Here is a 22,501-nt window from a genome sequence, read left to right as displayed (position 1 = left end):
GACCCATCCACCCGTCGCCCGGTCCCGAACACCCGATGTGACGACGAGACGAGCGACCGGGCGACTGCGGCGGGTCGCCGCGGCGCTGCGCGGGCTGCTCGCCGCGGCCGCCGCGATGGGAGTCGCGGAGCTAGCGGCCGGTGCGCTCGGACGCGCGTCGTCCTCTCCGCTCCTGGCTGTCGGAGCGGGCTTCATCGACCTCACCCCGGCGTGGTTGAAGGACTTCGCGATCCGCCGGTTCGGGAGCGACGACAAGACGGTCCTGCTGATCGGCCTCGGCACCGGGATCGCCGTGGCCGCGCTCGCCGTCGGGCTGCTCGGCCGGCACCGGCTCGCCTGGGGCCTGACCGGGCTGGCCGCGTTCGGAACCGTCGGGGTCGTCGCGGCGCTGACCAGACCGGTCGCCGAACCGGTGGACGCGGTACCGGCCACGGTCGGCGCGCTCGCGGGCATGGCCGCCCTGACCTTGCTGACCCCCGGCGCCCGCCTGTTCCGCGCCTCCGTGTCCAGCGACCCCACGCCGGAGCAGGACGCCGGGCCCGAGGTCGGTCGGCGGCGGGTGCTGACGGGCGCAGGGGTGATCGGCGTCGCCGCGGTGAGCGGCGTATCCGGGCGGATACTCCTGCGCCGCGGTGACGTCTCGTCGATCCGGGCGAACGTGCGGCTGCCGCGTCCGGCCGGCCCGGCGCCTTCGGTCCCGCCGGGCGCCCAGGTGCGGGTCGCCGGCATGACGCCGTTCCGTACCGCCAACCCTGACTTCTACCGGGTCGACACCGCGCTCGCCCTGCCCCAGGTCGATCCCCGGGACTGGACGCTGCGGATCCACGGGCTGGTCGCCCGCCCCGCCGAGCTGACCTTCGACGACCTGCTCCGCCTGGCGCTGCTCGAACGCGACATCACCGTGTCGTGCGTGTCGAACCAGGTCGGCGGCGACCTGGCCGGAAACGCCCGCTGGCTCGGCGCGCCGCTCGCGCCGCTGCTCCGCAGGGCCGGGGTGCTGCCGGGAGCCGACCAGATCCTGTCCCGCTCGTCCGACGGCATGACGCTCGGCACCCCGCTGGAGACCGTGCTCGACGGCCGCGACGCGCTCCTGGCCGTGGGGATGAACGGCGAGCCGCTGCCGGTCGCGCACGGCTTCCCCGCCCGCATGGTGGTGCCCGGCCTGTACGGATACGTGTCGGCGACCAAGTGGGTCATCGACCTCAAGGTCACCCGGTTCGCCACAGACCAGGCGTACTGGACGGCACGCGGCTACGCCGAACAAGCGCCCGTGAAGACCTTCTCCCGCATCGACGTCCCCAAGCCGTTCGCCCGCCTCAAGGCCGGACCCGTCGCCGTCGCCGGTACCGCCTGGGCCCAGCACCGCGGCATCGACGCCGTCGAATGGCAGGTCGACGACGGGCCCTGGCGTCCGGCGCGGCTCGCCCCGGTCCCCGGCATCGACACCTGGCGGCAGTGGGTCGCCGAGTGGGACGCCGTCCCGGGCTCGTACACGCTCCGCGTCCGCGCCACCGACGGGACCGGGACGACCCAACCCGAGCACCGGTCACCGCCCTTGCCGGACGGGGCCACCGGCTGGCATTCGGTGGCGGTCACCGTGACCTGACCCCGGCAGCCGACGACAGTTCTCCAACCCCGAAGGAGTCCACCATGAAGCACACCCGAATCGCCGCAGGCGTCCTGGCCACGGCGGCCCTGACCACCGGGCTCACAGCCTGCTCCGGCGGAGACGACGGCAGCTCCACCGCCGCGTCCCCCGGCACGTCCGCTCCGGCCCCGGCCAGCACCGCCGCCGCGGCGGACACGCCGTTCGGCACCGCGTGCTCGGCCGTCCCCGCGTCCGGCAAGGGCAGCTTCAGCGGCATGTCCGCCGACCCCGTCGCGACCGCCGCGTCCAACAACCCGGTCCTGTCCACGCTGGTCAGCGCGGTCAAGCAGGCCGGGCTAGTCGACACCCTCAACTCCGCCCAGAACATCACCGTGTTCGCGCCGACCAACGACGCGTTCAAGAAGATCCCCAAGGGCACGCTCGACAAGGTGCTGGCCGACAAGGAGACGCTGAAGGGCATCCTGACCTACCACGTCGTCGGCCAGAAGATCACGCCCGGCGGCCTGTCGGCCGGCAGCTTCGAAACCCTCCAGGGCGCCGGCCTGACCACCGCCGGCTCGGGCGATGCGTACACGGTCGGCAAAGAGAACGCGAACGTGGTGTGCGGCAACGTCCAGACCGCCAACGCCACCGTCTACATAATCGACACCGTCCTGATGCCACCCAAGTAGCCAGCCAAACCGACGGGCCGGGACCCTGCGCAGCCGGGCCCCGGCCGCCCGCCCGAGATCAGCATTTGTCATGGAAGCTCATCGGCCTGGTGCCGCGCAGTCATCACCGGCGGTTCGGCAAGCCGATTCCGCGTAATCTAAGGTGAAGGCGCGATCACGTCGCAGGCGGTGGCGCGATCTCCGGGACCAGGGCGGTTGCACGAAATGGCAGGGAGCAGGGGCGGGGGAGCCAAGGGCACGGCGCGTCCCGTGCGCAGGCCCACTCTTCTGGACGTCGGCCGCCTCGCGGGGACTTCGACGGCCGTCGTCAGCTACGTGCTGAACAGCGGGCCCCGTCCGGTCTCGGCAGCGACTCGGGTCAAGGTCGAAGAAGCCATCGAGATGCTCGGCTACCGCCGCAACCCCCTCGCCGGCGCGTTGAGCGGTGGCCGGTCCAACCTCATCGGCCTGCTGGTTCCGGACACGGCGAACGCCTTCTTCGGTGAACTCTCCCGCTACGTCGAGGCGGAGGGGCGCCGCCGGGGCCTGCTCACATTGCTCGGCAACACCGGCTATCGCGCGTCCCTCGGGGACGACTACGGGGAGGCGTTCTCGGAGCTGCGGCCGCGCGGGATCTTCGTGACGACCGGCGAAGAGCCGCGGCAGGAGGACGAGACCCCCAGGGTCTACGTTCAGTGGGCTTCCCCCGACACCGCCTCGCCGAGCGTGACGTTCAACGACCTGCAGGGCGCGAGGCTCGCCGTCGAGCACCTGCTCTGGCACGGCTACGAGGATGTCTTCTGCGTGGCCGGGGAACTCGAGGCAGGGCCGGCGAAAGGCCGCGAGGGCGGCTGGCGCCAGGCGATGGAAGACGCGCGGCTGCCCACGGAAGGCAGGCTCGTCCGGGTCCCGTTCGACAGGGTCGAGGCGGAGAGGGCGGTGCGTCCCGTCCTGGAGGGCGGGAACCGGCCCCGGGCGATTTACGCCACGACCGATGAGCAGGCGTTCGCGACGATCCGCACGGCGACGAGCCTCGGGTTGCGGGTCCCCGGCGACCTCGCGGTCGTGGGCTTCGACGGCGTCCGTGAGGCGCGGTTCGGGAGCATTCCGCTCACCACCATCTGCCTCCCGCTCGAAGAACTCGCGGTCCGCGCCTTCGACGCCTTGGAGGACACGTTCTACGACGGCGGCGGGTCGGCGGGGTCGGTGGTCCTGGACGGCACCCTCAGCATCGGCGTGACCTGCGGCTGCTGAGCACGGCGGCCCGCCCGTTCCAATCCTTCAGGTCGAGCGCGGCGGCGCGGCTGCACGGCGCGGTCCCGCCGCGCGAGCGCACGGCGGGGCCGGCGGCGGCCTTCGAGCTGCCCTACGGCTTGAGCTCGTGCTCGTCCGATTTGTAGATCGGGCTCAATGACAGCGCGCTGAAACGGAACGGCCGGTCGACGCGGTTGAACCCGAGAGGGCAGTGGCGAACGCCTGCGGGGAGGTAGACGGCGCCGCTCGTGGTGATCGTGTGCCGGACGCCTTCGATGTCGAGGTAGATCTCCGCCCCGAGGTCGTCCACGTTGTCCGGGTCGTTGCCGTGCCAGATCAGCACCTCGTCATAGTCGTGCTCGTGCTCCTTCACCCACTGCACGGGCCTGTCGCACTTCCCGATCCACGTGTAGGTCAGGTGGATCTTGCTCCTCGGGACCTCCTTCGCTCGCATGAGAGCGAGCGGCTCGCCCACGTTGTCCGGTTCGACGACGCCGGCGGCGGTTCCTTCGTTGACGAGGTCCTCGATGCAGTTCTGCATCTTCCTCACGAACAGGCGCTCATACGGACTGGCCATCGGTCCCTCTTCCTGTGGTTCTCCCGGCGATCAGCGCCGAGAGTAGCAAGAATCTAATCGATTAGACCATCCCTCATCATGTCGGCTGAGGGATTCATGGAACCTCTTCCCCCAGGCCAGTGGACGACGTACTCTAGGGCGAACTTCGCCAGGGGTCAGACAGAGGGAAGCCGATCTAACGGATTAGAACGTGGACCATCCATCCACTCGGAACGGGAGTGACCCGGTGTTGCGCAGACCCCCACGCTCCGGACCAGCCGCCGTGCCAGGCACGCCGGCCGGACGTTTCTCGATCAGACCGCTCGCCGCCGCGACCGGCGCGGCTCTCGCGGCCGCGACCCTCGCAGGCTGCGCCCCTCCGGAACGGGCGCAGGACGGGAGGAGCGGCACGCTACGCATCGCCGCCGCCACCGACACGGGCGAGACCCTGAACCCCTACGCGAGCAATCAGACCCCCACCCAGGAACTTCGCAGCTCTCTGCTGTACGAGGGCCTCACCCACCTGAGCCCCGCGGGAAAGCTCGAATGGCGCCTCGCCACCGACATGACTCCGAACGCGGCTCTCACCGAGTGGACGATCAAGCTCCGCCCCGGCGTCAAGTTCACCGACGGGAGCGACTTCACCTCCGCCGACGTGGTGGCGAGCATCAAGTACCTGCGCGACCCCAAGCACGCCGTCCAGGGGCTGGCGCTCCTGGAGAAGATCAAGCCGGACGCGGTCGAAGCGGTGGACCCGCTGACCGTCCGGGTCGGCCTGAGCGAACCCTTCGGCCCGTTCAAGGACCTCTGGGCGAACGTCTTCCTGCCCATGACCAAGGCGGGCTCGGTGCCCGGGAAGCCGATCGGGACCGGGCCGTTCGCCGTCAAGACCTTCACCGCTGGGCGGCAGTCCAAGCTGGCACGATTCGACGGCTACTGGGGCACCAAGCCCAAGCTCAAAGCGGTCGACATCATCGAATACCAGAACCAGCAGGCGCAGGCGAACGCCCTTCTCTCCGACGAGGTCGACATCGCCTCAAGCGCGACCCCGACCATCGCGAAGTCCCTGGCGGGAAAGAAGGACATCAAGCTCCTCGACAGCAAGGGCGATTTCACGCTACGGATCGGCTTCAACACGACGGTGGCGCCCTTCGGGGACGTACGCGTGCGGCAGGCTCTGCGCATCCTCCTCGATCGGCGGCAGGTGGTGTCCAACGCCTTCGGCGGGTACGCGCGTGTGGCGAACGACCACGAGGCGGGAACGCCGCAATGCCCCGCCCCGGACGTTCCTCAACGCACGCAGGACATCCAGCAGGCGAAGAAACTTCTCGCTGAAGCGGGCCAGAGCGACCTGTCGTTCTCGATCGCGACGGACGGCCTTCTGCCAGGTATGCAGGAACTGGCCCAGGTGTTCTCCGAGAACGCGGCGAAGGCGGGCGTGAAGGTCGACGTCAACGTCGTCACTCCGCAGGAGTTCCTGTCGAAATGGGGCAAGTGGCCGGCGTACATCGACTTCAACACGCTTCCCTACCTGCCGTATGTGATCACCTCTTTGCTGCCCCGGCGTGTCGCGAACGCCGCGCATTGGGAGAATCCCGAGTTCGCCAAGCTCGCCGGCAGACTTTTCTCGGCGCCCGAAGCGCAGCAGTGCTCGATCATGAATCAGATGCACAGGATCGAGTACGAGCAGGGGCCGATGATCACGCCCGCGTTCGTCGACGTCCTCCTGCCCTATCGCAGCAAGGTCCGCGGGCTGGTGACGGACGTGAGCGGCCGCCCGCTCTCCTTCCTGACGAACGTGACCGTCGGAAGCTGACACCTCCCTCATCCCTGGAATGGGGCCGCCTGGTCCGGCCTGGCGGGCGGCCCCTCACCGCACCCGAACGACAGGTTGTCATGTCCTCACTGGCGACGCGGATACGCGCTTTCCAACGCATTTCACGACCGGGGCCGGAGAGCGCGACGCTCTCATGGCTGGTGCGCCGGCTTCTTGTCGGCGTGCTCGTCCTGTTCCTGGTCTCGGTGCTGCTCTTTCTCGTGACGCAGGCGCTGCCGGGAGACGTGGCCCGGATCATTCTCGGCAAGGACGCGACGGCCGAGCAGGTGGCGGCTCTACGGCGGCGGCTTGGGCTCGACGAGCCGCTCGCCGCCCAGTACTGGCAATGGCTCACCGGCATGCTCACCGGGCGGATGGGAACGTCCCTGGAGAACGGCGAGCCCGTGACCGGGATCATCGGGCCGAGGATGTTCAACTCGTTCACCCTGGGTTTCGTCTCGATGGCCCTGATCCTCCCGCTCGCCGTGCTCGTCGGCGTCTTCAGCGCCCACAAGCGCGACAGCGTTCTGGACAAGGCATTCGTCGCGGTGTCCTCGCTCTTCACGGCGCTCCCCTCATTCGTCGTGGGAATGCTGCTGATCGCGTTCTTCGCCACGTCGGTGCTGAGCGTGCTCCCGGGCGTCTCGAACATCCCGCCCGGAGACATGCCCTGGTGGTATCCGGCGGAACTCGTCCTCCCCGTCGCCACACTCACGCTCATGGGTGTCATGTATCTGGGACGTTTGGTCCGCGCCTCGTTCATCGACGCGATGAACAGCGAGTACGTCCAGACGGCGGTACTGAAGGGGCTCAGCGGCCCCCGCATTCTGTTCCGGCACGCCCTTCCCAACGCGATTGCGGCCAGCCTTCCGGCGGCCGGCCTCGTCGCGGCGATCACCCTCACGGGCATCGTCGTGGTCGAGGACGTCTATTCCTATCCGGGGCTCGGAACGGCGGTGGTCGGCGCTGTGAACGCCCATGACCTGCCCGTGATGCAGGCATGCATTCTCATCCTCGCGACCACCTACTACCTCTTCAACCTTCTCGCGGACGTCTTCGCGGTAATGAGCAGGTCGCGATGAAGGAGCAGGCGATGACGACGAACCAGATATCCGATCCGCCGCCGTCCGGCGATCCGGTGACCGGAGACGCGGCGCGGCCGGCCGCCGTCGCAACGGCAGGCGGGAAGAGCAGCCTCTCGCTGCTCCGCCGGGCCGTTCGCACCGGGCAGGCCCGGCTCGGCCTGGCACTCCTCACGGCGGTCGCCCTCATGGTCGTGGCCGGGCCCCTTCTCGCTCGCCATGCTCCCGACGCGATCGTCGGGCGGCCTTTGGAGCATCCGGGCGCGACGTTCCCGCTGGGCACCGACATTCTCGGCCGCGACGTCCTGAGCCGCCTCCTGCACGGGGGGCTCAGCCTTTCGTGGATGGCGATCCTCGCCGCGGGCCTGGGCACGTTCCTCGGCTCGCTCGTCGGCCTCACCGCCGCCTACAAGGGCGGGATCATCGACGCGCTGCTCATGCGCGGCATGGACGTCCTGTTGAGCTTCCCCGAAATAATCTTCGTGCTCCTGTTCGTCTCCATGCTCGGCAAGAGCACGCTGCTGACCGCGGTCCTCGTCGGCGTGGCGTTCGTGCCCGGCGTCTCCCGCGTGATGCGCGGAGCGGCCCTCCCGGTGATCGGCAGCGAGTACGTGCTCTGGGCGAGGGCGAACGGGCTGCCGCCGGCGCACATCCTCGTCCGGGAGGTCCTGCCCGGCGTCACCTCGCCGCTCATGGTGGAGGCCGGCATGCGGCTCGTCTGGGCGGTGGCGGCGATCGCCTCGCTGAGCTATCTCGGGTTCGGCATCGCACCGCCCGCGGCGGACTGGGGCCTGATGGTCGGTGAGAACCAGGACAGCCTTTCGGTCGCTCCGCTTCCGGTCCTGGCACCGATCGCGCTGATCCTCATGATGGCGCTCGGGGGGAACCTCATCGCCGAGTCCGTCGCCAGGACCGTCGGCCGTACGGAAGGGAGGCGCTGAAATGGCGAAAGAGGTGGAGGTCTCCGGCGTCACCGTGACGGCCGGCGCCATGGGGAACGACATCGTCCAGGACGTCTCCTTCGAGCTCGGCCGGGGCGAGGTCATGGGCGTGGTCGGCGAATCGGGCTCCGGCAAGAGCACCCTCGCGCTCGCTCTCCTGGGATTCGCCCGGAAGGGCGCGACGATCACGGGCGGCCGGGTGGTCATCGACGGCGTCGACCTCCTCGCCCTGCCGCCGGGGGAGTTGCGTCGTGCACGGGGGAGCAGGGTCGCCCACGTCGCGCAGGACCCGGCGACCGCGCTGAACCCGAGCCTGAGCCTCGCGACCCAGCTGACCGAGGGACTGCGCCGGCCCAGGCGCGAGGCGCTGCCGCGCGTCCGGCGGCTCCTCGAAACCGTGGGACTGCCGAGCGACGACGCGTTCCTCAAGCGCCGTCCTCGGCAGCTCTCGGGCGGCCAGCAGCAGCGCGTCGCCATCGCGATGGCGGTCGCGGCCGGACCGCGGCTGATCGTCCTCGACGAGCCGACGACCGGACTCGACGTCTCCACCCAGGCCCGCGTGCTGGAGATGGTGCGCGAACTCTGCGGCGAGCACGAGATGGCGGCGATCTACGTCTCCCACGACCTCGCCGTCGTGGCGGACGTCGCCGACCACGTCACCGTCATGTACGGCGGCGAGGTGGTCGAGAGCGGCACCACTAAGGACGTGCTGCTCCGCGCCGCCCACCCCTACACCCGCGCCCTGCTGGCCGCCGTTCCGTCGGCGACCCACCGGCACCGGCTCGTCCCGATTCCCGGGCGCGCCCTCAGCGCCGCTGAAAGCCGGCGGGGCTGCGTCTTCGCGCCGCGCTGCGACCACGCCGTCGCCGAGTGCGGGACGACCCGTCCCGAACTCGTGCCAGCGCCGTCGGGGACGCTGGCCCGGTGCCTGCGCACGGAGGAGGTGATGCGGAAGCCCCGGGCGCCGCAGCGCTCGCACGAGACGCACGCGGTCGCCGACGCGGGACCAGACGTGTTCTCGGTCTCCGGCATGAACGCCGGCTATGGCGGCAGGCAGATCCTCTTCGATGTGTCCTTCGGCCTCGCCCGAGGCGAATGCCTGGCCCTCGTCGGCGAATCGGGCAGTGGCAAGACCACCATGTCGCGTTGCCTCATCGGCCTGCACGAAGAGCAGGAGGGGACTCTGACGTTCGAGGGCCGCCCGATTCCGGCCAGGGCGGGGAAACGCGGTAAAAGTACTCGCCGCGAACTGCAGTACGTCTCCCAGAACCCCTACGCCTCCCTGAATCCCCATCGCAGCGTGGAAAGCAGCCTGCTCGTCCCACTGCGGCACTACTTCGGTATGAGCGCGCGCGACGGCAGAAAGCGGGTGCGGGAGGCGCTCGAACGGGTGGAGATGCCCTCACGGCTCTCCGACTCCTACCCGGCCGAGCTGTCCGGAGGCCAGCGCCAGCGCGTCGCGATCGCGCGCGCCCTCGTGTGCGAACCGAAGCTCCTCATCTGCGATGAGGTGACGTCCGCCCTGGACGTGTCGGTGCAGGCGTCCGTGGTGGAACTGCTGCGTTCGCTCCTCGACGACGGACTGTCGATGATCTTCGTCACCCATGACCTGGCGGTGGTGCGCAGCATCGCGGACAGCGTCGTCGTGCTGAACCAGGGACGGGTCGTCGAGTCAGGCGCGGCCGATTCCGTCCTCACGGCACCCTCCCACCCCTACACGCAGGGTCTTGTCGCCGCCACGCTCGAAATACCCGATGCGTTCGAGCCGACGGTTTAGAGCGTGTCTCACCTGGGGAGTTCGGTGAGCTTCTTGGAGGCAGGATTTCGACTACGCAGTCTTCGACACCGAGCGTGTCCCGGACGGGCTGCGCGTGGCGGCATCGTGATTCCGGTCGGGGCGGCAGCCGACGTCTAACGTTGGGACTGCTGCTGCGTGACCGCGCTGTGGTCGCCGCCTTCGGTGGTGACCAGGGAAGCAGGTCAGGGGGGCGGTGGGGTGGAATCCGGGACGGGGGTCGGGCGGTTGTCCGGGGCCAGGGAGCCGGCGATGTCCTGCTCGACGCTCTCCAGATGAGCGATGACGTGCCACCGCGCGAGTTCGCCTCGGCGAGAGCGGATCGCGTCGCGGATGGCGCGATGTTCGGTGATGGACTTCTCGGGCCGCTCGGGCAGGTCCCAGGTGGCGCCGCGCTCCGGGAGGAGCTGCTCGCCCATGGTGTTCGCGAGTTCGAGCAGCGCTTCGTTGTGCGCCCCGGCGATCAGCGCACGGTGGAATTCGACGTCGGCCTGAACCATCGCGATCAGGTCACGGTCGTGGAAGGCGGCCTCCATCCGGGCGAACGCCTCGTCGAGGGTGGCGAGGTCGGCCTCGGTGGCGCGCTGGGCGGCGAGTTCGGCGGCGAAGGACTCCAGGCCCTTGCGCACCTCGAGCATGTCGTGGACCTGGTCGGCGTGCCGGGCGGTCCACTGGCGCCATTCGGTCCGCAACGGCCGGGAGTCGCCCGAGGAGCGGACGAAGGTGCCGACGCCATGCCGGATCTCCACCAGCCCCAGGGTCTGCAAGAACTGCAGGGCCTCCCGGACCGTGCCGCGGCTGACCTTGAGCTGCTCGCTCATGTTGCGCTCGTTCGGCAGCTGGTCGCCGGGCTGGAACGCGCCCTCCTCGATCTGCCGGGACAGCTCGCGGATCACACGTTCCTTGATCGGCTCGGAGCGCAGCGGCTCAAGCCTGGGCTCACCGTGCGACATCGGCGTCACCTGTCGTGCCCCAATCCGTGTCTCACGCCGGTCTTCGTCGCCGGCGTTCGGTTGTCTCCGCCCGCGCTCTCCGTGCAGTCGTAGCACGGTTCCGGCGGCGCGAGCGGCGTCCGACCGAGGGGTTGGACCTCCATCCTCATGGTAGCCGGTCCATTGACATTCGGGCGAGCGCCGGTCTTTGATGACCTGACGTCGGAGGTCGAACCAGGGAGCCGCCTCATGAGGTCTGCCACGTTCTCGATCGTCGCCTGCGACCCCGTCCGGCGGGAGTGGGGGGTCGCTATCGCCTCCCGGTTCCTGGCCATCGGTGCCCTCAGCGCGTGGGCCGAGGCCGAGGTCGGCGCCGTCGCAACGCAGTCGTTCATCAATGCCGCGCACGGAGAAGAGGGCCTGCGGCTGCTGGCGGGCGGCACGTCCGCCGATGCGGCGCTTGACCTGCTGCTGGCCGGTGACGAGGGGCGTGACCTGCGCCAGCTCGGGATCGTGGACGCCGTGGGCCGCTCCGCCACCTACACGGGTTCGCGCTGCATGGACTGGGCGGGCGGCCGGACCGGCGACGGCTACGCAGCCCAGGGCAACATGCTCGTCTCCGCCGCCACGCTCGACGCTCTGGTGTCGGAGTACGAGTCGCGGGCGGGGGAGCCGCTGGGCGACCGGTTGCTTGCCGCGATGGAGGCCGGGCAGGCGGCGGGCGGTGATCGCCGTGGCCAGCAGTCCGCTGTTCTGCGGGTGATGCGCGAGGGCGGCGGGTACGGCGGAGCGAGCGTCGTGATGGACCTTCGCGTCGACGACCATGCGCGGCCGCTGGTCGAGCTGCGCAGGCTGCGCGGGCTGCACGAGCTCTACTTCGGCCGGACGCCGGAGAGCCGCTGGCTCGCCGTGGACGCGGAACTGCGAGCCGAATTGCGCGAACGCCTGCGCGCGCTCGGGCACGACGGGGGCGACCTGGCCGCGGATCTGTTCGCGTGGGCCGGTGTGGAGAACCTCGAGGAGCGAGTCCGGGGCGCCGACCGCATCGACCCTGTCGTACTCACCGAGATCCGCAAGGCGACGGCCGGCTGACCGGTGACCGGACGCGTCGAGCGGTGATCGCGCCCGCGCGTGGTGGCCGGGTGCTTGCTGAGGCGGATGTCGGCCGGGCCATGGAGAAGGAGAGGGTGACATGTCGGTTGAGCGGGATCTGGACAGGGGTGGTCGCGGGCGGCCCGCGGAGGGGCGTCGGCGCGATGTGCCGGAGGCCGAGCAGGGGCTTGGCGTGGGTGATTTCGGGCCGGTGGCGGACGTGCGGGAAGTGCGGCGGGTCCACGGGCAGTGGTGGGAGGCGAACCAGGGGCTGGACGTCGAGCGGATGCGCGAGTGCTTCGCCCCCGGCTACCTGATGTGGAACCTCAACGGCCATCCGTATTACGGGCTCAACGAGAAGATCGCGCTCTTCCAGTACTACAAGGGGCGGCTCGTGCCCGCCGAGCCGCCCCGGCTCTGGGACGTCAGGGTCGTCGTCGTGGGGGACATGGCGTACGTGACCTCGGAGGGCGTGCTGCCCTTCGAGGTCAGCGGTGACGGGTCGGGGTCGGCCACGCTGGACGCGGTCGTTCCGCTGTACGACGGCGACGGGCGGACGGTGCACGTCCGATTCCGCGAGACGTGCGTCCTGCGCAGGGACGACGGCGAGGGCGGGCGCGCCTGGAAGATCTGGCATTTCCATTGCTCTCCGCTCGCGCCGGAGCACGAGCCGCGGCCCGGTTTCGGGGACACGGCCGCCGGACGGCGGCCGGCGGGGGTATTGACGGCCGGCGGCCACCCGGCTAAGAATGAGCGAATAGAGGTCCGACCTCTTACCTCGAACCCTGAGAAGGGCTGAACGCTGTGGCAATCCTGCACGCAGGCATCGCGACGTTTCTCCAGTCTCCCTACGTGGCTCCGGAGAGATCCGAGCTCCGATCAGTGGGCGCCAATGTGGCGGTCCTCGGGCTTCCGTACGACAGCACGACCGTCACGCGTCCGGGAGCGAGCCACGGCCCGCGCGCGATCCGCGACGCGTCGTCGCACTTCTCGTTCGGCGCCGGCTACCACTTCGACTACGACGTCACCATCTCCGAGCACCTCAAGATCGTCGACTGCGGGGACGTGGACGGCGCCCCGGGCCGCGCCGCCGTCACGGTCGAGCGGGCGGAGCGGGCGCTGGACGAGCTCTACGCCGCCGGCTGCTTCCCGGTGCTGATGGGCGGCGACAACATGACCACCATCCCCGGGGCCCGGGCCCTCGCCCGGCACCTGGACGGGCCCATGGGCTTCATCATGTTCGACACCCACCTCGACACCGCGCCGGACATCGACGGGGAGCCGCTCTCGCACTGCTCACCCGTGCACCGGGTGCTCGACCTGCCGAACGTCGACGGGAGCAACGTCGTCCTCATCGGCATCCACGGCGCGGCCAACCCGAAGTACGAGAAGGACATCGCCGAGGAGCACGGCGTGCGGGTCTTCACCGTCCGCGACGTGGACCGGCTGGGGATCGACGAGGTGGCCCGCCGCGCCCTGGCCGCCGCGTCCGACGGCACCGCGGGCGTCTACCTCTCCATCGACATCGACGTCCTCGACGGCGCGTACGTCTCGGGCACCTGTGGTCCAGAGATCGGAGGACTGACCGGACGGGAGATCGTCCGGGCCCTGGAGATCGTGGCCGCGGGGCCGATCTGCGCCGCGGACTGCGTCGAGGTCGCGCCGATGCTCGACGCCTCCGGGAACACCGCGCGGGTCGGCGCGCGCCTGATCATCGACATCCTCGCCGCCCGGGCGTGCCGCGCCCGCGACGGCCATCCCCTCCCCTCCGCCCCCCGCGCATGACATGAGCGTGTCCGCGGCGCGTATCCGAGCCCGCGGCGCGTATCCGAGTACGACGTCCATGACCCGGGCCGCCAGGTATGACCTCGGCCGTTCCGGGTGCCGCACGCGAAGCATCCGAACACCGCCTGCACCGCAGGCGACGAAACGAGATTGGAAGCGCATGACCGACGTTCCGGCGACCAAGCCGTACATCGACCCGTCCCGCACCGCACTGTTGGTCATCGACATGCAGAAGGGATTCTGCGACCCCGAAAGCCGGATGGAGAAGGCGGGGATCGGCACCGCCAACCAGCGGGCGGCCCTGCCCCGGATCCTCGAGCTGGTGGAGCTGTGCCGGGGTTACGGGATGCCGATCCTGTGGTCGCAGCAGATCCACTACCCGGAGGACGTGACCCGGCGCCGCCGCAGCATCCCGTCCCACATCGACAAGCAGAAGTGGGCGCCGTGCCTGCGCGGCACCTGGGAGGCCGACTTCGTCGACGAGGTGACCGAGGTCCTGCGCCCCGAGGACATCATCGTCGAGAAGCACCGCGCGTCGGTGTTCTTCGAGACGACGCTCGACACCAAGCTGCGCATGCTGGGGATCGAGCAGATCATCATCTCCGGCTGCAACACCGACTTCTGCGTCGAGACCACGATCCGCGACGGCTACTACCGCGACCTCGACGTGATCGTCGTCCGCGAATGCGTCGCCGGGCCTCGCAAGCGGTTCCACGAGGACACGCTCGCGAAGGTGGAGACCTACTTCGGCGCCGTCGTCACGCTCGGCGAGTTTCCCTCGGTGGTCATGTCGCCGGAGGCCGTGGAGGCGTCGGCATGACGGTCGGGACGCGGGCCGGACGGCGGCTGCGGCTCGACCCGGCGGTGTTCGAGATCGTCCGGCATCGGCTCTGGTACATCAACGACGAGGGCGCGCTGACGATCAGCAGGCTGTCGGGGTCGCCGGTGGCCACCGAGGTGTTCGACATGAACACCGGGCTGATGACGGCGAACGGCGACCTGGTCTACATCGACAACTTCATCTGCGCGCAGGCGACGACCCTGTCGGCGCACGTCAAGCACCTGCTGGAGTTCTACGCAGACAACCCGGGCTTCGCGGACGGCGACGTGTTCCTGTGCAACGACCCGTACGTCTCGGTCTGCCACCAGAACTGCGTCCAGGTCGTCGCGCCGATCTTCTACGAGGGCGACCTGGTGGCGTGGGCCGGCGCGTCGCTGCACGCGATCGACGTGGGAGGCCCGACCGCGGGCCAGGTCCAGCCGGACGCCGCCGACATCTACGGGGAGCAGCCGCTGATCGGGCCGATCAAGGTGTACGAGGGCGGCAGGTTCCGGCGGGACGTCGAGAACACCTATCTCAACAACTCGCGGCTGCCCGAGCTGCTCGGCCTCGACCTGCGGGCGAAGGTAGCGGCGGTGCAGGTCATCCGCACCCGGCTGGTGGAGACGCTGCGCGAGTTCGGCGCCGAGACGGTGCTCGCCGCGATGGAAGACGTCATCGACTACACCGAATGGCGGCTGCGGGCGCGGCTCGCGGAGCTGCCCGACGGCACGTGGCGGCACCGCGCGTACATCGAGTTCGGCGACGACATCTACGACTGCCACGTCACGATGCGCAAGGAGGGCGAGCACCTCGCCTTCGACTTCACCGAGACGGCCGACCAGGCGCCCGCCGTCATCAACTGCGCGCGCCCCGCGCTGCACGGCGGAGTGCTCGCCGCGGTCCTGGTCTACCTGTGCTGGGACATCCCGTGGTCGCCGGCGGGCGTCCGGCGGGCACTGACCATCGAGTCCCGCGAGGGCTCGGTGGTGGACGCGGCCCGTCCCGCCGGGGTCTCGAAATCCACCACGACCTCCATCTGGGAGGTCCGCAACCTGGCGAGCATCACCTGCGGCAAGATGCTCGCCGCCAGCGAACCGCACCGGCACCGGGCGATGGCCGGGTGGCAGGGCGTCAAGGCGCTGGAGGAGCTGTTCGGGTACGAGGCCGACGGCGAGCGCTTCGGCGGCCCGCTGCTGGACGGCATGGCCGGCGGCGGGGGCGCGCTCGCCACCCGCGACGGCATCGACACGGGCGGGCACACCAGCTCGCTGCGCGCGACCATCGCCAACGTCGAGAGCTACGAGCTGCGCTACCCGATCCTGTACCTCTACCGGCGGCAGACCCGCGACTCCGGCGGGCCGGGCAAGTACCGGGGCGGCGCCGGGCCCAGCATGATGTACATCGTCCACGGGGTCGAGGAGATCCCGACCAAGATCCTGCACACGTTCGGCGTGGAGCAGCCCGAGTCGCCCGGCCTGTGCGGCGGCTACCCGTCCACGACGAACCAGTTCGCCATCGTGCGAGGGTCGGACGTCCGGGCACGCCTGGCGCGGGGTGAGGTGCCGCAGGAGCTCGACGACCTCGACGGCACGCTGGAGGTCTTCGGCGCGTTCGCCGCCACCTCGATGCGGTCCGACGACGTGTACCGGGTCGTGTCCATGGGCGGCGGCGGTTACGGGGACCCGCTGGAGCGCGACCCCGCGCTCGTCGCCCGGGACGTCGGCGCCTTCCTCGTCAGCCGCGAGTGGGCCGAGCGCGTCTGGGGCGTCGTCCTGGACCCCGGCACCCTCCAGGTGGACGCCGCCGCCACCGCCCGCCGCCGCGCCGCCCTCCGCCGGGAACGTGCCAAAGCCGCCGGGATTTCGGGCCCGTCCGATGGGACGGACGGCATCGGTGACGTTGCCGGGGATCGGTTGAGCGAGTTGCTGTTCTGCGGGCCCGCCGGACCATCCGGCACAGGGCCGGTGGTCCGCTGCCGGTGCGGGCATGTGCTCGGCTCCGCCGGCCGTCCGTACAAGGAGCTCGCCGCGCAGGCGCGCTTCCCGGTGCAGCGGATCGGCCCGGAGGTCAACCCGCACAAGATCAACGGCGCCCGTTTCGAGCTGCGCGAGTTCTACTGCCCCGGCTGCCTGGCCCTTCTGGAGGTCGAGATCGCCCGTCCCGGCGATCCGGTCCTGGACGACGCCCGCCTGGCACGGGACGAAGACACGCGGCAGGGGGAGAACCGCTCATGAGCTACGTCATCGCCGTCGACAGCGGCGGCACGTTCACCGACTGCGTCGTGCTGGACGGGAACGGCACCGCCACCCGCGCGAAGGCGCCGTCGACGCCGCCGCAGTTCGAGCAGGGCGTCCTGGACGCCGTGACCCAGGCCGCCAAGCAGCTCGGCATGCCGCTGGGGACGCTGCTGGCCGGCACCACCCTGTTCGCGCACGGCACCACCGTCGCCACCAACATCCTGATCACGAGGACGGGCCCGCGCACCGCCCTGCTCACCACCCGCGGCCATGAGGACGTGATGCTCATCGGCCGGACCGTCCAGAAGGTGGCCGGGCTCTCCGAGGCCGAGATCATCAACGTCGCCGCGCTGGCCAAGGCCGAGCCGCTGGTGCCGCGCACGAGCATCCACGGCATCGACGAGCGGGTGGACCGCGCCGGTCAGATCGTGGCGCCGCTGAAGCTGGACCGGCTGGAGGGCCCGGACGGGCTCCGCAAGCGGCTGCGGGACGCGGGCGTCGAGTCGATCGCCATCAGCCTGCTGTGGTCGTTCCTCAACCCCGAGCACGAGCGGAAGCTGCGCGAATGGCTCGCCGGCGGTGACGACGGCTGGTTCGTCACCGCGTCCAGCGATCTCGCGCCGGTCATCCGGGAGTACGAGCGGACGTCGACGACCGTGCTCAACGCCTACCTGACCCCCGGCGTCCACCGCTACCTCGACATCATGGCCGAGCGGCTGCGGGCCGAGGGGCACCGGGGCGCGATCACCGTGATGCACTCCTCCGGCGGTGTCTCGTCCATCGAGGAGGCGCGCGAGCGGGGCGTGGCGCTGCTGTCGTCCGGCCCGGCGGGCGGGATGCTCGGCGCGCGGAACCTCGCCGCGCGGCTCGGCCTCGACCGGGTGATCGCGACCGATGTCGGGGGCACGAGCTTCGACATCGGGATGGTGGTGGACGGTGAGCCCGCGTACGCGGAGGCGCCGATCTTCGCCCAGCATCCCGTCGCGCTGCCGATCATCGATGTCGCGTCGATCGGCGCGGGCGGCGGCAGCATCGCCTGGGTCGAGAAGGAGACCGGCGTCCTCAAGGTCGGGCCCCGGAGCGCGGGCGCCTCGCCGGGGCCCGTCTGCTACGGCGCCGGCGGCACCGAGCCGACGGTCACCGACGCCAACGTCGTCCTCGGCCGCATCGACCCCGCCAACTTCCTCGGCGGCCGGATCCGCCTCGACGCGGACGCCGCGCGCGAGGCCGTCCGGGAGCAGGTCGCCGAGCCGCTCGGACTGACGCCGGAGGAGGCGGCGGCCCGCGTCATCGGCATCGTGGACGCGCAGATGGCCGACCTCATCCGCCGGGTGACGGTGGAGCGCGGCCTCGATCCGGCGCGGCTCACGGTGCTCGCCTACGGCGGCGCGGGCGGTCTGCACGCGGGCGCGTACGCCGCCACGCTGGGCTGCCGGCACGTCGTGGTCCCGCGCGAGGCGGCCGTCTTCTCCGCCATGGGGATCGGGCTGAGCGACGCCAAGCGCATCGCCCAGGTGTCCGACCCGGCGCGGGCGCCGTTCGACCTGGACCGGTGGCGGACGACCTTCGACGGCCTGGCCGCCGGGCTGCGCGCGGACTTCGCCGCGGCGAACCTCCCGGCGCACGACCTCACCCTGCGGCGCTTCGTGGACCTGCAGTTCCGCGGCCAGGTGCACACCGTGCGGGTCCCGGTCGAGGACGCAGACCTGGCGGCATCGGACGGCGGCGAGCGGGTCATCGGGCGCTTCACCGACTCCTACGAGGAGACGTACGGCCCCGGCACCGCCTACCGGAAGGCGGGTGTGGAGGCCATGACGTTCTCGGTCGAGGCGGTCGCCGGTCTCGGCATCCCCGAGCCGGCACCCCTCCCGGACGAGGGCAAGGACGCCTCGGCGGCGCGCTCGGGACAGCGCCTGGTGCACCTCGGGCCCGGCACGTCCGACACGGTCCCGACCTACGAGGCGGCGAAGCTGCGTCCGGGCAACCGGCTCGCCGGGCCCGCGATCATCGAGGCGGTCGACACGACGGTGCTCGTCCATCCGGGCCAGCACCTCTGGGTGGACGGCCACCTCAACCTCCGCCTGGACCTCACATGACCGGCCGGCGGGCGTGGGGGGTGGCGCTGCCCGGTGATCTCCCGGCGCGCGAGACGGTCGCGCTGGCCCGCGAGGCCGAGGCGCTCGGCTACGACAACGTCTGGGTCAACGACGACCGGCTGCAGCGGGACCCGATCGCGCTGCTGTCCGCGATCGCCGGCGCCACCTCCCGCGTCGCGCTCGGCCCCGGCGTGACCAACCCCTACACCCGCCATCCGGCGCTGCTGGCGTCGGCCGTGGCGACGCTCGACGAGCTGTCCGGCGGCCGGGCGGTGCTCGGGCTCGGGACCGGCGGGACCGGCCACCGCCCGCTGGGCGTCCGGCGGGACGCGCCCGCCGCCGCGCTCCGCGAGGCCGTCGCCGTGGCCCGCGGCCTCCTCGCCGGCGAGGAGGTGACGCTCGACGGCCGGGTGGTCCGCACGGACGGGGCGCGGCTCGACTTCGCGCCCTTCCGCGCGGACGTGCCGATCTACGTCGGGGCGCGCGGCCCGCGGCTCCTTGAGGTGGCGGGCGAGGTCGCCGACGGCGTCATCGTCGGCAACCTCGCCACCGCCGAAGGCTGGTCGTACGCCACCGGCCGCATCGCCCGCGGCGCGGCGCGGGCCGGGCGGCGGCTCGCCGACGTGCGGCTGGTGGCCTGGTTCTACTGCTGCGTCGCGGACGATCCGGACGCTGCGCTGGACGCGATACGCCCGATGGTGGCGACGTCGCTCGCCACCAGCCGGCCCATTCTCGGCGAGCTCGGCGTCGAGCTGCCGGGCCGGTACGCCGATGCCATGGAGGCGCGCGGCTGGAGCTTGGACCGCGCCGCCGTCACCGCCGCCGGGAAGCTGCTCCCCGAAGACGTTCTGCAGCGTTTCGGGCTCGCCGGGACCCCGGGGCATTGCCGGGCGGCACTGGCCCGCCTGCTCGCCGCGTTCCCGGAGATCGACCAGGTGGTGATCGTGCCGTACGCCCCGCCGGGCGGCGGGGAGGTGCGGGACACCCTGGCGCGCTTCCACGCCGAGGTCGCCACCCGGACGGAGGTCGCGGCGTCCCGGACGGAGGCCCGAAGACCGGGTGCCCGCGCCGGAAGCCCCTGATGGACCCGGTAGATCGCCGGGAAGCCAGCGGGTTTCCCCTGGAGTCCGAGCAGTCGTCGCAGGAGGGAGGGAGCAACCGATGCGTACACCACCGGCAGGAGGGCCGCTGGTCATGCGCGGCATCGTCAAGCGGTACGGGGCCGTGCGCGCGCTCGACGGGGTGGACCTGGAGCTGCGGCCCGGTGAGGTGCACGCGCTGCTCGGCGAGAACGGCGCGGGCAAGACCACGCTGATGAACGTCCTGTACGGGATGACCAGGCCCGACGCCGGGACCATCGAGATCGGCGGCCGGCCGGTGCGGTTCGCCGCGCCGCGGGACGCGGCCGCCGAGGGCATCGGGATGGTGCACCAGCACTTCATGCTCGTCCCGACGCTGACGGTGGCCGAGAACATGGTGCTCGGCAGGCCCGGCGGGCTCTTCCTCGGCCGGCGGCGGCTGGCGGCGGTGGCCGCGCGGCTGGCCGAGCTCGCCCGGCGATACGAGCTCGACGTCGACCCGCACGCCAAGGTCTGGCAGCTCTCGGTCGGGGAGCAGCAGCGGGTGGAGATCCTGCGGGCGCTCTACCACGAGGCGCGCGTCCTCATCCTGGACGAGCCCACCTCGACGCTCGCGCCGGTGGAGAGCGAGCGGCTGTTCCCCCGGCTGCGCGCGATGGCGCGGGAGGGCGCGGCCGTCGTGTTCATCACCCACCACCTCGGCGACGTCATGCGCTGGGCCGACCGGATCACCGTGCTGAGGCGCGGCACGCGGGCCGGTGTGCTGGACCCGTCCGCGACGTCCGAGCCGGAGCTCGCCCGCATGATGGTCGGCCGCGACGTGGGCAGGGTCGCGCCGCGGACGGGCCCGCCCGCCCGTAAGGACACGGTGCTCACCGTCGACGGGATCAAGGCGCACGGAGACAGGGGCCCGGTCGCGCTTCACGACGTGAGCTTCAGCGTCGCGGCGGGCGAGATCGTCGCGATCGCCGGTGTGGAGGGCAACGGGCAGCCCGAGCTGGAGGAGGTCCTGATGGGCCTGCGGGCGCCGGTGGCCGGGCGGGTCGTCCTCGGCGGACGGGACGTCACCGGCCTGCCGCCCGGCGCGCGGCTGGGTCACGGGCTCGGGCTCGTCCCGTCGGACCGTAACCGGCGCGGCATCGTCGGCGGCCTTTCGGTCGCCGAGAACCTCGTCCTCGACCGGATCGGGCGGGCGCCGTTCGGCACCCCGCTCCGGGTTTCGCGGCAGGCGATCGAGGACAACGGGGCGGCGGAGATCGAGCGGTTCTCGATCGCGGTGTCGTCCCCGGCACAGGCCGCGGGGACGCTCTCCGGCGGGAACGCCCAGCGTACGGTGCTCGCCCGGGCGCTCAGCGCGGGGCTGCGCTGCCTGGTCGCCGCCCAGCCGACCCGTGGCCTGGACGTGGGCGCCATCGAGTTCGTCTGGGCACGCCTGGCCGAGGCCCGCGCCGCCGGGCTCGCCGTCCTGCTCATCTCCACCGACCTGGACGAGGTGATGAGCATCGCCGATCGATGCTGCGTCCTCTACCGGGGCCGGCTGGTCGCGTCCTGGCCCCGCGAGGACCTGGACCGCGAACAGATCGGCCTGGCCATGGGCGGCGCCCTGACCACCCCGCCCGGGGACGTCCGTCCGGCGGCCGAGGGCGCTCGCCCGGCCGGGAGCACCCCGAGCCCCGACTTCGAGGAGGCCTGATGGCCGGAGTACGGCTGGGGCGGGACTCCGCGCTTCCCGATCGGGCCGGCGGGCTGATGGGCCGGCCGGTCGTGTCCACGCCGGTCGCCGTCGTCCTGGCGCTGGTGGCCGGCGGGGCCCTGATGGTGATCGCCGGCGGCGATCCCGTCTCCGGGTACCGCGCGCTGCTCGACAGCGCCTTCGGCTCGCCGTACGGCGTGGGCCAGATGCTCACCGTGGCGGTTCCGCTGGTGCTGATCGGGCTGGGGCTCGCGCTGGCGTTCCGCGGCAAGGTCTACAACATCGGCGCGGAAGGGCAGCTCTTCATGGGCGCGCTCGCGTCGGGGGCCACCGCGATCCTGCTGCCCGTCGGCTCCGCGCCGGTGCTGATCGCCGCGTCGCTGGCGGCGGGGGTCGCCGGCGGCGCGGCCTGGGCGTACGCGGTCGGGGTGCTGCGCGCACGCTGGGGCGTCAACGTGGTCATCACCTCGCTGCTGCTCAACTACGTCGCGACGCTGATCTTCAGCTACGTGATCCGGAAGCCGCTGCGCGATCCGTCCACGACATCGGCGCTCAAGGGCGAGCAGGTGCCCGCGGGGGCGGCGCTGCCCGACCTTCCCGGCCTCCAGGTCCACGCGGGCGCGCTGGCGGTGCTCGTCCTGGTCCCGCTGGTCTGGTACGTGAGCGCCCGCACCCCGTTCGGGTTCCGGGTGCGGATGCTCGGGCTCAACGAGGAGGCGGCGCAGGCGGCGGGCGTGCCGCCCGGCCGGATGGTCGTCCGGCTGATGCTGATCTCCGGCGCGCTCGCCGGGCTGGCCGGGGCGCTGCAGGTACTGGGCGTCTCGGACCGGCTGGACCCCGACCTCTCGCAGGGGTACGGGTTCACGGCGATCGTCGTCGCGCTGCTCGGACGGCTCCAGGCGCTCGGCGTGCTGGCCGCCGGGCTGCTGCTGGCGGCGCTGGTGACCGGGGGCCAGGGGATGAGCGTCACGGAGGGCCTCCCGTACGCGATCGTCGCCGCCATCACCGGGGTCTTCGTCGTGTTCCTGCTGATCGCCGACCGGTTCGGCCGAGAGTGACGG

The 22,501-nt window shown here is 71.4% G+C and carries 18 protein-coding genes; 16 read left to right on the top strand and 2 right to left on the bottom strand.

The genetic code is table 11. The annotated features are described in order from the left end of the window. Positions 1-37: 37 nt before the first annotated feature. The 3 genes from ACH34S_RS37815 to ACH34S_RS37805 all read left to right on the top strand — a co-directional run bounded on the left by ACH34S_RS37815 (position 38) and on the right by ACH34S_RS37805 (position 3,513). Positions 38-1,606 carry a molybdopterin-dependent oxidoreductase gene (locus ACH34S_RS37815; protein WP_395957716.1) on the top strand — a complete coding sequence of 523 codons (1,569 nt, stop codon included), beginning with the start codon at positions 38-40 and terminating at the stop codon, positions 1,604-1,606. A gap of 44 nt (positions 1,607-1,650) precedes the next feature. Then, positions 1,651-2,280, top strand: a complete 630-nt coding sequence (locus ACH34S_RS37810; RefSeq protein ID WP_395957715.1) for a fasciclin domain-containing protein — start codon at positions 1,651-1,653, stop codon at positions 2,278-2,280. A 204-nt stretch (positions 2,281-2,484) separates the two neighbouring features. Beyond that, the gene (locus ACH34S_RS37805; RefSeq protein ID WP_395957714.1) at positions 2,485-3,513 is read left to right on the top strand and encodes a LacI family DNA-binding transcriptional regulator; all 1,029 of its coding nucleotides are present in this window, start codon (positions 2,485-2,487) and stop codon (positions 3,511-3,513) included. 112 nt (positions 3,514-3,625) lie between these two features. On the opposite strand, the gene ACH34S_RS37800 is transcribed toward ACH34S_RS37805, so the two are convergent. Continuing rightward, positions 3,626-4,090 carry a hypothetical protein gene (locus tag ACH34S_RS37800; protein ID WP_395957713.1) on the bottom strand — a complete coding sequence of 155 codons (465 nt, stop codon included), beginning with the start codon at positions 4,088-4,090 and terminating at the stop codon, positions 3,626-3,628. A 262-nt stretch (positions 4,091-4,352) separates the two neighbouring features. On the opposite strand from ACH34S_RS37800, the gene ACH34S_RS37795 reads away from it, so the two are divergent. From ACH34S_RS37795 to ACH34S_RS37780, 4 genes are all read left to right on the top strand, one after another. Next, a complete protein-coding gene (locus tag ACH34S_RS37795) occupies positions 4,353-5,885 on the top strand; it encodes an ABC transporter substrate-binding protein (RefSeq protein WP_395957712.1) in 1,533 nt (510 codons plus the stop codon). A gap of 161 nt (positions 5,886-6,046) precedes the next feature. After that, the gene (locus ACH34S_RS37790) at positions 6,047-6,967 is read left to right on the top strand and encodes an ABC transporter permease (RefSeq protein ID WP_395957711.1); all 921 of its coding nucleotides are present in this window, start codon (positions 6,047-6,049) and stop codon (positions 6,965-6,967) included. 11 nt (positions 6,968-6,978) lie between these two features. Continuing rightward, a complete protein-coding gene (locus tag ACH34S_RS37785) occupies positions 6,979-7,908 on the top strand; it encodes an ABC transporter permease (RefSeq protein WP_395957710.1) in 930 nt (309 codons plus the stop codon). Between the two features lies 1 nt (position 7,909). Next, positions 7,910-9,685 (top strand): dipeptide ABC transporter ATP-binding protein, encoded by a 1,776-nt coding sequence (locus ACH34S_RS37780; protein ID WP_395957709.1) that lies wholly within the window; start codon positions 7,910-7,912, stop codon positions 9,683-9,685. 203 nt (positions 9,686-9,888) lie between these two features. Here ACH34S_RS37780 and ACH34S_RS37775 read toward each other — a convergent pair whose 3' ends face one another. Further along, positions 9,889-10,656 carry a FadR/GntR family transcriptional regulator gene (locus tag ACH34S_RS37775; protein WP_395957708.1) on the bottom strand — a complete coding sequence of 256 codons (768 nt, stop codon included), beginning with the start codon at positions 10,654-10,656 and terminating at the stop codon, positions 9,889-9,891. Between the two features lie 228 nt (positions 10,657-10,884). Here ACH34S_RS37775 and ACH34S_RS37770 point away from each other — a divergent pair, with 228 nt between their 5' ends. The 9 genes from ACH34S_RS37770 (at position 10,885) to ACH34S_RS37730 (ending at position 22,498) form a co-directional block, all read left to right on the top strand. Further along, the gene (locus tag ACH34S_RS37770; protein WP_395957707.1) at positions 10,885-11,727 is read left to right on the top strand and encodes a DUF1028 domain-containing protein; all 843 of its coding nucleotides are present in this window, start codon (positions 10,885-10,887) and stop codon (positions 11,725-11,727) included. Positions 11,728-11,827: 100 nt separating this feature from the next. Next, positions 11,828-12,526: a YybH family protein gene (locus tag ACH34S_RS37765; RefSeq protein ID WP_395957706.1), complete on the top strand. Its 699-nt coding sequence runs from the start codon at positions 11,828-11,830 to the stop codon at positions 12,524-12,526. Between the two features lie 83 nt (positions 12,527-12,609). Continuing rightward, entirely contained in the window at positions 12,610-13,512 is a 903-nt protein-coding gene (locus tag ACH34S_RS37760; RefSeq protein WP_395957705.1) for an agmatinase family protein, read from the top strand. A gap of 160 nt (positions 13,513-13,672) precedes the next feature. After that, positions 13,673-14,332, top strand: coding sequence for a cysteine hydrolase family protein (locus tag ACH34S_RS37755; protein ID WP_395957704.1), 660 nt, complete (start codon positions 13,673-13,675; stop codon positions 14,330-14,332). Then, positions 14,329-16,569 (top strand): hydantoinase B/oxoprolinase family protein, encoded by a 2,241-nt coding sequence (locus ACH34S_RS37750; protein ID WP_395957703.1) that lies wholly within the window; start codon positions 14,329-14,331, stop codon positions 16,567-16,569. The genes ACH34S_RS37755 and ACH34S_RS37750 overlap by 4 nt, the downstream gene beginning before the upstream one ends. After that, complete coding sequence (locus ACH34S_RS37745) at positions 16,566-18,668, top strand: hydantoinase/oxoprolinase family protein (protein WP_395957702.1); 2,103 nt, start codon at positions 16,566-16,568, stop codon at positions 18,666-18,668. Before ACH34S_RS37750 ends, ACH34S_RS37745 begins: the two co-directional genes overlap by 4 nt. Further along, positions 18,665-19,750 carry an LLM class flavin-dependent oxidoreductase gene (locus tag ACH34S_RS37740; RefSeq protein ID WP_395957701.1) on the top strand — a complete coding sequence of 362 codons (1,086 nt, stop codon included), beginning with the start codon at positions 18,665-18,667 and terminating at the stop codon, positions 19,748-19,750. The genes ACH34S_RS37745 and ACH34S_RS37740 overlap by 4 nt, the downstream gene beginning before the upstream one ends. A gap of 79 nt (positions 19,751-19,829) precedes the next feature. Further along, on the top strand, positions 19,830-21,440 hold the full coding sequence (locus tag ACH34S_RS37735) for an ABC transporter ATP-binding protein (RefSeq protein WP_395957700.1): 1,611 nt from the start codon (positions 19,830-19,832) through the stop codon (positions 21,438-21,440). Next, positions 21,440-22,498, top strand: a complete 1,059-nt coding sequence (locus ACH34S_RS37730; RefSeq protein WP_395957699.1) for an ABC transporter permease — start codon at positions 21,440-21,442, stop codon at positions 22,496-22,498. The genes ACH34S_RS37735 and ACH34S_RS37730 overlap by 1 nt, the downstream gene beginning before the upstream one ends. Positions 22,499-22,501 lie beyond the last annotated feature (3 nt).

Source organism: Actinomadura sp. 3N508 (genome assembly GCF_044326375.1).
Taxonomy (GTDB): Bacteria; Actinomycetota; Actinomycetes; order Streptosporangiales; family Streptosporangiaceae; genus Spirillospora.
This window is presented reverse-complemented; position numbering and strand designations above follow the sequence as displayed.